Consider the following 11,937-nt stretch of genomic DNA (forward strand, 5'->3'; position numbering starts at 1 on the left):
CTCGTAATCCGGTTCGTTGGATGCTGAAATCCAGCGTGGCTATCCCCGAGGAGAAGTGCATGAGCGACGACGGCACTGGATCCGAGTCCGGTCTGCGCATCGGACTGGTCGCGGAGTCGACGAAAACCGAGACCCGCGTCGCGCTGACGCCGGACACCGTGCGCAAGGCCATCGGCCTGGGCTACACCGTGCGCGTGGAGTCCGGAGCCGGCGCGCGCTCCGGGTTCGACGACGAGGCGTACGAGTCGGCGGGCGCCGAGGTGTCGGCCGATCCGGTGTGGGACGCGGACGTGGTGGTCACCGTCAACGCACCCGGCCCGGACGAGATCGAGAGACTGCGCCCCGGCACCACGCTCGTGTCGATGCTGGCACCCGCGCTGGAACCCGACCGGCTGGTCGCGCTGGCCGAACGGGGAGTCACGGCGCTCGCGATGGACGCGGTTCCGCGCATCTCGCGAGCGCAGTCGCTCGACGTGCTCAGCTCGATGGCGAACATCGCGGGCTACCGGGCCGTGATCGAGGCCGCGCACGTGTTCGGGCGGTTCTTCACCGGCCAGGTCACCGCGGCCGGGAAGGTGCCGCCGGCGAAGGTGCTGGTCGCGGGTGCCGGCGTGGCGGGGCTCGCCGCGATCGCCGCGGCCAACAGCCTGGGCGCGGTGGTGCGGGCGACCGACCCGCGGCCCGAGGTGGCCGACCAGGTGCGCTCGCTCGGCGGGGAGTACCTGGCCGTCGAGGTCGAGCAGGAGGTCAGCACCGACGGCTACGCGAAGGCGACGTCGGAGGCCTACGACAAGCGCGCGGCGGAGATCTACTCCGAACAGGCCGTCGACGTGGACATCGTCATCACGACCGCGCTGATCCCCGGGCGTCCGGCGCCGAAACTGCTCTCGGCCGAGCAGGTGGCATCGATGAAGCCGGGCAGTGTGGTCGTGGACATGGCCGCGGCGCAGGGCGGCAACGTGGCCGGCACGGTGGCCGGCGAGGTCGTGACCACGGAAAACGGCGTGACGATCATCGGCTACACGGACCTGCCGGGCCGGTTGCCCGCGCAGGCTTCGCAGCTGTATGGCACCAACGTGGTGAACCTGCTGAAGCTCCTGACGCCGGAGAAGGACGGCCGGCTGACGCTGGACTTCGAGGACGTGGTGCAGCGCGGGCTGACCGTGGTCCGCGACGGCGAGGTCCTGTGGCCGCCGCCCAAGGTCTCGGTGAGCGCCGCGCCGCCGCCTGCCCCCGTGCCGACGGCCGAACCGGCCAAGCCGGAGCCGGCCAGGTCGCCGTGGGCCCGAGCGGTCGTCGCGGTGGTCGGCGCTGTGGTGCTGTTCCTGGCGTCGGCGTTCGCGCCGCCCGAGCTGGCGGGGCACCTGACGGTGTTCGTGCTCGCAATCGTGATCGGCTTCTACGTGATCGGCAACGTGCACCACGCGCTGCACACGCCGCTGATGTCGGTTACCAACGCCATCTCGGGAATCATCGTCGTCGGCGCGATCCTGCAGATCGCCGGCGGCGGGATCGCCACCACCGTCCTGGCCGCGGCCGCCGTGCTGCTGGCCTTCATCAACATCGTCGGTGGCTTCCTGGTCACGCGCCGGATGCTGTCGATGTTCTCGAGGAGCTGACCCGTGCACGCGGAGACCTGGAAGACCGCGGCGTACCTCATCGCCGCCCTGCTGTTCGTGGCCAGCCTCGCGGGACTGGCCAAGCACGAGACCTCGCGCCGCGGCGTGTGGTTCGGCATCGCCGGCATGGCGATCGCGCTCGTCGCGACCGCGGCCACGGCCCTGGGGATCGCGAGCGGCCTCGGCATCACACTGCTGCTCATCGCGCTCCTGATCGGGGCCGCGATCGGCGTGTGGCGGGCGCGCGTGGTCGAGATGACCGGCATGCCCGAGCTGATCGCCCTGATGCACAGCTTCGTCGGCCTGGCCGCGGTGCTGGTCGGCTGGAACGGGTATCTCGAGGTGGAAGGCGACAGCGCGCAGACCGAGCTGGTGGGCTCGCTGCTGGGCATCCACCACGCCGAGGTCGTGATCGGGGTGTTCATCGGCGCGGTGACCTTCACCGGGTCGATCATCGCCTTCCTCAAGCTCTCGGCGCGGATCGCCTCGGCGCCGCTGCAGCTGCCCGGCAAGAACGTGCTCAACCTCGGCGCGCTGGTCGCGTTCGCGGTGCTCACGGTGTTCTTCGTGATCACCCCGGTGACCTGGCTGCTCGCGATCGTCACCGTGCTGGCGCTGCTGCTGGGCGTGCACCTCGTCGCCTCGATCGGCGGCGGGGACATGCCGGTGGTCGTGTCGATGCTCAACTCGTACTCGGGCTGGGCCGCGGCGGCGTCGGGCTTCCTGCTGGGCAACGACCTGCTGATCATCACCGGCGCGCTGGTGGGCTCGTCCGGTGCGTACCTGTCCTACGTGATGTGCAAGGCGATGAACCGCTCGTTCATCTCCGTCATCGCGGGCGGCTTCGGCGCGCCGGCGACGAGCGGCCCCGCGGAGGTCACGGGAGAGCACCGCGAGATCGACGCCGCCGGGGTGGCCGAGCTGCTCTCGAACGCGAGCTCGGTGGTCATCACGCCGGGGTACGGCATGGCGGTCGCGCAGGCGCAGGCCCCGGTGGCCGAGCTGACGCGGCGGCTGCGCGAGCAGGGCGTGACCGTGCGGTTCGGCGTGCACCCGGTCGCCGGGCGGCTGCCCGGCCACATGAACGTGCTGCTGGCCGAGGCGAAGGTGCCCTACGACATCGTGCTGGAGATGGACGAGATCAACGACGACCTCGCCGACACCGACGTCGTGCTCGTGATCGGCGCCAACGACACGGTGAACCCGGCGGCCGCGGAGGACCCGGGCAGCCCGATCGCCGGCATGCCGGTGCTGCGGGTCTGGGAGGCCGGCGACGTCGTGGTGTTCAAGCGGTCGATGGCGCCGGGCTACGCCGGCGTGCAGAACCCGTTGTTCTTCCGCGAGAACAGCCAGATGCTCTTCGGCGACGCCAAGGAACGCGTGCAGGACATCCTCGCCGCGCTCCCGGCCCGCGTGGGGTGACCCCGGGCAGTCCCTCGCGCCACCCGCGCCGCCGGCTCCCCGGAACTGGCGGCGCGGTCGTGTCCGGGGCCCATTGTGGACAGTCGCGCGCCCGTGTCCGAGGGTGAACGGCTCTCGACGTCCGTGTTACGGGGAAACCGCGAAAACCATGCTCGGGAGATTGGTCCCGCGTTCGAGTTGCGAACACGCCGGACGTGTGAGATCGGGGAAAACTTCCCCCGGCCGGATCCGTTTCGCCCGACCGGGTGGCGGGTACAACGGTAAAAGGCCCCGCTGTCAAGGGCTTTGAGGGAATCAGGCACACTGACCGTGCTCGCGTTCGCGGGGGATCAGCGCAGTCAAAAGAGGGGCGTTGCCATGACCGGCCGGCTCGGGATCGACGACGTCAGCCCCACGGTCAGCTGTGGCCGGTACCCGGCCAAAGCCGTTGTGGGGGAACACTTTCCGGTGTCCGCGACGGTGTGGCGCGAAGGCCACGACGCCGTGGCGGCCACCGTCGCATGGCGCGGTCCCTCCGATCGCGTGTCGCGGCAGACGCGGATGGCCGAGCGCGGCACGGGTCTGGACCGCTTCGGCGCGGTGATCGTGCCCGACACCGAAGGTCTGTGGACCTACCGCGTCGACGCGTGGAGCGACCCGTGGGCCACGTGGGAACACGCGGTGGAGGTCAAGATCGCGGCGGGGCAAGGACCCGAGGACCTCGACAACGACTTGGAGAACGGCGCGCGCCTGCTCGAACGCGTGTCCCGCCGGCCCGAGCGCCGGGCCGAGCGCGCGCTGCTCGCCGGTGCGGCAGGCGATCTCCGCGACACCGGCCGCGATCTCGCCGAGCGCGTGGGCGCGGCGCTTTCGCCCGAGGTGCGCCGGCTCATGCACGAATTCCCCGTGCGCGAACTGATCACCAAGGGCAAACCGCTCAAGCTGTGGGTCGACCGCAAGCGTGCGGCCTTCGGCTCCTGGTACGAGTTCTTCCCGCGCTCCACCGGCGGTGTGGACGAGCACGGCAACCCGGTGCACGGCACGTTCACCACTGCGGCGCAGTCACTCGATCGGGTGGCGAACATGGGCTTCGACGTGATCTACCTGCCGCCGATCCACCCGATCGGGCGAGTGAACCGCAAGGGACCCAACAACACCCTCGTCGCCACCCCCGAGGACTGCGGCTCGCCGTGGGCGATCGGCGCCGACGAAGGCGGGCACGACGCGATCCACCCTGAGCTCGGCACGCTCCAGGACTTCGACGCGTTCGTGGCGCGCGCGGGGGAGCTGGGGCTGGAGGTGGCCCTCGACCTCGCGTTGCAGGCCGCGCCCGACCACCCGTGGGTGCTCAAGTACCCGGAGTTCTTCACCACGCGGCCCGACGGCACGATCGCCTACGCCGAGAACCCGCCCAAGAAGTACCAGGACATCTACCCGATCAACTTCGACAACGACCCACGCGGCATCTACGACGAGGTCCTGCGCGTCGTGCTCCACTGGGCTTCGCACGGGGTGCGCATCTTCCGGGTCGACAACCCGCACACCAAGCCGCCGGACTTCTGGGCGTGGCTCATCCAGTCGGTGAAGGACGCGCACCCCGACGTGCTGTTCCTGGCCGAGGCGTTCACGCGCCCGGCGCGGCTGTGGGGCCTGGCGAAGCTCGGCTTCACGCAGAGCTACACCTACTTCACCTGGCGCACGACCAAGGAGGAGCTGACCGAGTTCGGCACCGACCTGGTCGAGCACTGGAACGAGGGCCGGCCGAACCTGTTCGTGAACACCCCGGACATCCTCCACGAGTCGCTGCAGCACGGCGGCCCGGGCACGTTCGCGCTGCGCGCGGCACTCGCCGCCACGATGTCGCCGACGTGGGGGGTCTACTCCGGGTTCGAGCTCTTCGAGCACCAGGCCGTGCGCGAGGGCAGCGAGGAGTACCTCGACTCGGAGAAGTACCAGCTGCGGCCCCGCGACTTCGAGCGCGCGCTGGCCGAGGGGCGCTCGCTGGAACCGTGGCTCACCAAGCTCAACACGATCCGCAAGACGCACCCGGCGTTGCAGGGCATGCGTTCCCTGCGGTTCCACCACGTCGACAACGGCGCGCTGCTCGCCTACTCCAAACAGGACCCGGCGACCGGCGACACCGTGATCACCGTGGTGAACCTCGATCCGCACGGTGCCCAGGAGGGCACCCTGTGGCTCGACCTCGAGTCGCTCGGCTTCGACTGGCACGAGCGGCTCATCGCCCACGACGAGGTCACCGGAGAGACCTGGGACTGGGGCCAGGCCAACTTCGTCCGGCTCGAACCGTGGCGTGCGGTCGCGCACGTGGTCGCGGTCCGCCGCCGGCTCGCGGGATAACCGGGCCCGTTCAACGTATTTTTCCAGCCACCCTGCACGTACGGCACGCGGCAGGGACGATCGAACGTACCGCCGCAACGCGGGACGAGGTGGAGTTTGATGGACGACGAGAGCCGGCCCGACGCAGCTCTGGGCCTGGACGGTGTTCCGCACACGGGCGAGGCGATGACCGCCGAGGGCCTGCTGGTGGAACCGCAGGCCGACGAGTTCGCGCACGCCGAGGAGGCGCCGCGCGACCCGCACTGGTTCAAGGGCGCCGTGTTCTACGAGGTGCTCGTGCGCGCCTTCACCGACTCCAACGGGGACGGCACGGGCGACCTGCGCGGCCTCGCGAGCCGGCTGGACTACCTGGAGTGGCTCGGCGTCGACTGCCTGTGGCTGCCGCCGTTCTACGCGTCGCCGCTGCGCGACGGCGGTTACGACATCAGCGACTTCCGCTCGGTGCTGCCGGAGTTCGGCACCGTCGAGGACTTCGTGTTCCTGCTGGGCGAAGCGCACAAGCGCGGCATCCGGGTCATCACCGACCTGGTGCTCAACCACACCTCCGACGCGCACCCGTGGTTCCAGCAGTCGCGGTCGGACCCCGACGGCCCCTACGGCGACTACTACGTGTGGAGCGACGACGACTCGCGCTACGCCGACGCGCGCATCATCTTCGTGGACACCGAGACGTCGAACTGGACCTACGACCCGGTGCGCGGCCAGTTCTACTGGCACCGCTTCTTCAGCCACCAGCCGGACCTCAACTATGAGAACCCGGCCGTGCAGGAAGCGATGATCGACGTGCTGCGGTTCTGGCTCGACCTCGGCATCGACGGGTTCCGGCTCGACGCCGTGCCGTACCTGTTCGAGCAGGAGGGCACCAACTGCGAGAACCTGCCGCGCACCCACGAGTTCCTCAAGCACTGCCGCAAGGTCGTCGACGACGAGTTCCCCGGTCGGATCCTGCTGGCCGAGGCGAACCAGTGGCCCTCCGACGTCGTCGAGTACTTCGGCGACCCGGACGTCGGCGGCGACGAGTGCCACATGGCGTTCCACTTCCCGTTGATGCCGCGCATCTTCATGGCCGTGCGGCGCGAGTCGCGCTTCCCGATCTCGGAGATCCTGCTGCAGACGCCGCAGATCCCGAGCGGCACGCAGTGGGGCATCTTCCTGCGCAACCACGACGAGCTCACGCTCGAGATGGTCACGGACGAAGAACGCGACTACATGTACTCCGAGTACGCCAAGGACCCGCGGATGAAGGCCAACATCGGCATTCGCCGGCGCCTGGCGCCGCTGCTGGACAACGACCGCAACCAGCAGGAGTTGTTCACGGCGATGCTGTTGTCGCTGCCCGGCTCGCCCGTTCTGTACTACGGTGACGAGATCGGTATGGGAGACAACATCTGGCTCGGCGACCGCGACGCGGTCCGAACGCCGATGCAGTGGACACCGGACCGCAACGCCGGCTTCTCCTCGTGCGACCCCGGCCGCATCTACCTGCCGGTGATCATGGACCCGGTCTACGGCTACGAGGCCCTCAACGTGGAGGCCCAGTCCAACAACGCGTCGTCACTGCTGAACTGGACGCGGCGGATGATCGAGGTGCGCAAGCAGCACCACGCGTTCGCCGAGGGCGACTTCACCGACCTCGGCGGGTCCAACCCGAGCGTGCTCGCCTACAAGCGCGAGTGGCGCCGACCCGACGGCTGCATGGACGTGGTGCTGTGCGTGAACAACCTGTCGCGGTTCCCGCAGCCGGTGGAGCTCGACCTGTCCGGCCACCGCGGCTGCGTGCCCGTCGAGCTCACCGGCGGGGTGCGGTTCCCTGAGGTCGGTGAACTGCCGTACCTGCTCACGCTGCCCGGTCACGGGTTCTACTGGTTCCAGCTCGTCGAGCGGGAAGCCGAAGGCGAAATGAGGTGAATGCCTTGAGCGACCACGGGCATCTGGTCGAGCAGCTCGTCGCCGAGCTGCCGTCCTGGCTTCCGGCGCAGCGGTGGTTCGCGGGCAAGGACCGGCCGATCACGGCCGTGCGCGCGCTCGCGACCACCGAGCTGGTCGAAGGCGACCCGCAGCTGCTGCACGTGGTCGTCGAGGTGGTGCAGGGCGAGCGGGCCGAGCCCTACCAGCTGCTGGTCGGGCGCCGCTCGCACCCGCCGGAGATCGCGTCGACGGCCTGGCTCGGCGCCGACGGCGGCCTCAACTTCTACGAGGCGAGCGGCGACGCGGACCTGACCGCGGTGCTGCTCGACCACATCGTGACCGGTGACCGCGTCGGCCCGCTCGTGTTCGAGCACGAGCCCGGCGCGCGCCTCACGGGCGGGCTGCGCGCGCGGCCCATCACGTCCGAGCAGAGCAACACGTCGCTGGTCTACGGCGGGCAGTACATCCTCAAGCTGTTCCGCAAGCTGAGCCCGGGCACGAACAAGGACCTGCTGCTGCACCGCGCCCTGCAGCAGGCGGGCTGCGAGCACATCGCCGAGGTGGTCGGCTCGATCACCGGCGAGCTGGCCGGGGAGCCGGCGACGATCGGGATGCTGCAGGTGTTCCTGTCCGACGCCGTCGACGGCTGGGCGATGGCCTCCACGAGCGTGCGCGACCTGATGGCCGAGCCCGAGCTGCGCCCCGACGAGGTCGGCGGCGACTTCGCCGGGGAAGCGACGCGCCTCGGCGCGGCGGTCGCGCACGTGCACACGGACCTCGCGGCCGCACTGGGCGCGCACCCGGTGGACGCGTCCGAGCTCGACCGCACGGTGGCGGGCATGATCGACCGGCTCGACCGCGTGGCGCGCGACGTCCCGCAGCTGGCCGTACACGTACCCGCGCTGCACAAGGTGTTCGCCGCGCTGCTCGAGCTGCCGCCGGGTCGCCCGGAGATCTCGATGCAGTACATCCACGGCGACCTGCACCTGGGCCAGGTGCTGCGCACGGTCGGCGGCTGGCTGCTGCTCGACTTCGAGGGCGAGCCGGCCGCGCCGCTGGAGGAGCGGCACGCACTGCGCTCGCCGCTGCGGGACGTGGCGGGCATGCTGCGCTCGTTCGACTACGCCGCCCGGCAGCTGTTGGTGGGGCAACCGGAAGACCCGGCCACGACGGAGCGCGCGCTGGAATGGGCGCGCCGCAACCGCACGGCCTTCTGCGACGGGTACGCCGGGGCCGCCGGCCCGATCGGCGACCCGCGCGAGCACGGAGAGCTGCTTCGTGCGTTCGAACTCGACAAAGCGGTGTACGAAGTCTCCTACGAGCACGCGAACCGGCCCGACTGGCTCTCCGTGCCCATGGCGGCGATCGCCCGCATCGCCCACGGAGGTGAGTGAAGACGTGAACGCGGCTTCTCGGGATCTGCCCGAAGCGGCTCCGTCCCCGCAGGACATCGACCGGTTGCTGGCCGGCTCGCACCACGACCCGCACTCGGTGCTGGGCGTGCACGCCCAGGGCACGGTGGGCGTCGGCGCCACGAGCCCCGGCCGGGTCGTCGCGCGGGCGCTGGTGCCCGGGGCGAAAGCCGTGTCGGTGCTGGCGGGCGACCGCCGGTTCCCGCTGGAGCGCGTGGCCGACGCGTTGTTCGCGGCCCCGTTGCCCGAGCACCCCGGTGACTACCGGCTCGAGGTCGGCTACGACGGGCACACCGTGGTCACCGACGACCCGTACCGCTGGCTGCCCACCGTCGGCGAGCTCGACCTGCACCTCATCGGCGAGGGCCGGCACGAACGGCTGTGGGACGTGCTCGGTGCGCACGTGCGCACGTACGACACTCCACACGGGACAGTCGGGGGCGTGTCGTTCGCGGTGTGGGCGCCGACCGCGCGCGGCGTGCGGGTGATCGGTGACTTCAACGGCTGGGAGGGGCGCGGGCACGCGATGCGCTCGCTCGGCTCGTCGGGCGTGTGGGAGCTGTTCGTGCCCGACGTGCCGGTCGGCTCGTGCTACAAGTTCCGGATTCTCGGCGCCGACGGGCACTGGCACGAGAAGGCCGACCCGATGGCGTTCGCCACCGAGGTGCCGCCCGCGACCGCGTCGAAGGTCACGAAGTCGGCCTACACCTGGTCCGACGACGACTGGGTCGCCACCCGCGAGGCCACCAACTGGGCGGACGCGCCGATGAGCGTGTACGAGGTGCACCTCGCCTCCTGGCGGCCCGGCCTCGACTACCGCGAGCTGGCCGACCAGCTCGCCGACTACGTCACCGACACCGGCTTCACCCACGTCGAGTTCCTGCCCGTGGCCGAGCATCCGTTCGGCGGTTCGTGGGGCTACCAGGTCACGTCGTACTACGCGCCCACCTCGCGCTTCGGTTCGCCGGACGACTTCCGCTACCTCGTGGACCACCTGCACCAGCGGGGGATCGGCGTGCTCGTGGACTGGGTGCCCGCGCACTTCCCGCGTGACGCCTGGGCGCTCGCGCGCTTCGACGGCAGCCCGCTCTACGAGCACGAGGACCCGCGTCGCGGCGAGCAGCCCGACTGGGGCACGCTCGTGTTCAACTTCGGCCGCAACGAGGTGCGCAACTTCCTCGTGGCCAACGCGCTGTACTGGCTCGAAGAGTTCCACCTCGACGGCCTGCGCGTGGACGCCGTCGCGTCGATGCTCTACCTCGACTACTCGCGCAAGGACGGCGAGTGGCTGCCCAACGAGTACGGCGGCCGCGAGAACCTCGACGCCGTGCGGTTCCTGCAGGAGCTCAACGCCACCGTCTACCGCCGACACCCGGGGGCGGTGATGGTGGCCGAGGAGTCCACGGCGTGGCCGGGTGTCACGCGGCCGACGCACCTGGGCGGGCTCGGGTTCGGCTTCAAGTGGAACATGGGCTGGATGCACGACACGCTGCGCTACCTCGGCCACGAGCCGATCCACCGCGCGTACCACCACAACGAGATGACGTTCTCGCTCGTGTACGCGTGGAGCGAGAACTTCGTGCTGCCGCTTTCGCACGACGAAGTGGTGCACGGCAAGGGATCCCTGTGGCAGCGCATGCCGGGCGACGACTGGAACAAGGCGGCGGGGCTGCGTTCGCTGCTGGCGTTCATGTGGGCCCACCCGGGCAAGCAGCTGCTGTTCATGGGCGGCGAGTTCGGGCAGCCGCAGGAGTGGTCGGAGTCGCGCTCGCTCGACTGGCACCTGCTGGAGCAGCCGCTGCACCGCGGGGTGCAGGACCTATTGCGCCGCTTGAACACGATCTACCGGTCCACCGCCGCGTTGTTCAGCGGTGACGTGCGCCCGGAAGGCTTCCGGTGGATCGACGCCAACGACTCGGCCGGCAACGTGCTCAGCTTCCTGCGCATCGGCCCCGACGGCTCGCGCTTGGCGTGTGTCGCGAACTTCGCCGGCGTGCCGCACCACGACTACCGCGTGGGCCTGCCCGCGGCCGGGCGCTGGACCGAGCTGCTGAACACCGACGCCGAGGCCTACGGCGGATCCGGCGTCGGCAACCTCGGTGCGGTGGAGGCCGTGGAGGAGCCGTGGCACGGGTTGCCGGCCTCGGCCGTGTTGCAGCTGCCGCCCAACGGCGTCTTGTGGCTGCTGGAGGAGGCCGTTTCACCGGGCGTGTGAAGCGGTCGGAAAATTCCTCACGTTGGCTCTTGTCGGTGAACATCGCCGCGGGTTAGCTTTGTTGTGATCCACAACGAAACCCGGGGTGGCGCCGCCAGGCCGCCCCTCGAGTGACGAGGGATGACGACGATGAAGTCTCTGAAGACGTCTGCCCGGTGGCGGTTGCCTGCGATTCTGGCGATGGTGGCCGGCCTGACCTGCGCGGTCGCGCCGGCTGGAAGCGCGGCGCCCGCGGCCGCCTTCGCCGACGACTTCGACGGGCCAGCGGGCAACCCGGCCGACGGCTCGAAGTGGAACTACGAGACCGGCGACAACGTGAACAACCACGAGCGCGAGTGGTACACCTCGGGCGCGGCCAACGCGGCGCTCGACGGCCAGGGGCACCTGGTGATCACGGCGAAGAAGGAGAGCTCGGGCAACAACTGCTGGTACGGCCCGTGCGAGTACACCTCGGCGCGGCTCAACACCTCCGGCAAGTTCTCCACGAGCTCGGGCCACGTCGAGGTCCGGATGAAGCTCCCGCGCGGCCAGGGCATGTGGCCCGCGTTCTGGATGCTCGGCGGCGGCAACTGGCCGGCCGACGGCGAGATCGACGTGATGGAGAACATCGGCAAGGAGCCGAACACCGTGCACGGCACGATCCACGGCCCGGGCTACTCGGGAGCCAACGGCATCGGCGCGGCCTACAACGGCCCGAACTTCTCCGACGACTTCCACACCTACGCGGTGGACTGGTCCACGGACAAGATCGTGTGGTCGGTCGACGGCAACGCCTACGAGACCCGCACGCCGGCCGACCTGGGCGGCAACAAGTGGGTGTACGACCACCCGTTTTTCCTGATCCTGAACCTCGCTGTGGGCGGGGACTGGCCGGGTGACCCCGACGGGGGCAGGCAGTTCCCGCAGCAGCTCGTGGTCGACTACGTGCACGTGAGCTGATAGTCCACTTCGGATACTGCTCTTCGGTTCTCCGTGACCACCGGACGCCGCCGCGAAACCGGGCCGCGGCGGCGGGCGGAGATCG

6 protein-coding genes and 1 pseudogene are annotated in these 11,937 nt (G+C 70.1%); all 7 read left to right on the forward strand.

Annotated elements, in window-relative coordinates:
* Positions 1-59: 59 nt before the first annotated feature.
* The gene (locus ACWEOE_RS25120) at positions 60-1,619 is read left to right on the forward strand and encodes a Re/Si-specific NAD(P)(+) transhydrogenase subunit alpha (protein WP_452012968.1); all 1,560 of its coding nucleotides are present in this window, start codon (positions 60-62) and stop codon (positions 1,617-1,619) included.
* A gap of 3 nt (positions 1,620-1,622) precedes the next feature.
* Entirely contained in the window at positions 1,623-3,041 is a 1,419-nt protein-coding gene (gene pntB / locus ACWEOE_RS25125) for a Re/Si-specific NAD(P)(+) transhydrogenase subunit beta (protein ID WP_452012970.1), read from the forward strand.
* Between the two features lie 357 nt (positions 3,042-3,398).
* The gene (locus tag ACWEOE_RS25130) at positions 3,399-5,378 is read left to right on the forward strand and encodes an alpha-1,4-glucan--maltose-1-phosphate maltosyltransferase (RefSeq protein ID WP_452012973.1); all 1,980 of its coding nucleotides are present in this window, start codon (positions 3,399-3,401) and stop codon (positions 5,376-5,378) included.
* A gap of 99 nt (positions 5,379-5,477) precedes the next feature.
* Positions 5,478-7,286 carry a maltose alpha-D-glucosyltransferase gene (treS, locus tag ACWEOE_RS25135; RefSeq protein WP_452012975.1) on the forward strand — a complete coding sequence of 603 codons (1,809 nt, stop codon included), beginning with the start codon at positions 5,478-5,480 and terminating at the stop codon, positions 7,284-7,286.
* Positions 7,287-7,291: 5 nt separating this feature from the next.
* Entirely contained in the window at positions 7,292-8,680 is a 1,389-nt protein-coding gene (locus ACWEOE_RS25140) for a maltokinase N-terminal cap-like domain-containing protein (protein ID WP_452012977.1), read from the forward strand.
* 4 nt (positions 8,681-8,684) lie between these two features.
* Positions 8,685-10,913, forward strand: a complete 2,229-nt coding sequence (glgB, locus tag ACWEOE_RS25145; RefSeq protein ID WP_452012980.1) for a 1,4-alpha-glucan branching protein GlgB — start codon at positions 8,685-8,687, stop codon at positions 10,911-10,913.
* Positions 10,914-11,051: 138 nt separating this feature from the next.
* Positions 11,052-11,849, forward strand: a pseudogene (locus ACWEOE_RS25150) (glycoside hydrolase family 16 protein); the annotation flags it as partial.
* Positions 11,850-11,937: the final 88 nt, after the last annotated feature.

Source organism: Amycolatopsis sp. NPDC004368 (genome assembly GCF_053602515.1).

Excerpts from the sequence above, each read along its gene's own strand:
- ACWEOE_RS25130 (WP_452012973.1), top strand. The coding sequence starts at position 3,399 with ATGACCGGCCGGCTCGGGATCGACGACGTCAGCCCCACGGTCAGCTGT.
- ACWEOE_RS25120 (WP_452012968.1), top strand. The coding sequence starts at position 60 with ATGAGCGACGACGGCACTGGATCCGAGTCCGGTCTGCGCATCGGACTG.
- treS (WP_452012975.1), top strand. The coding sequence starts at position 5,478 with ATGGACGACGAGAGCCGGCCCGACGCAGCTCTGGGCCTGGACGGTGTT.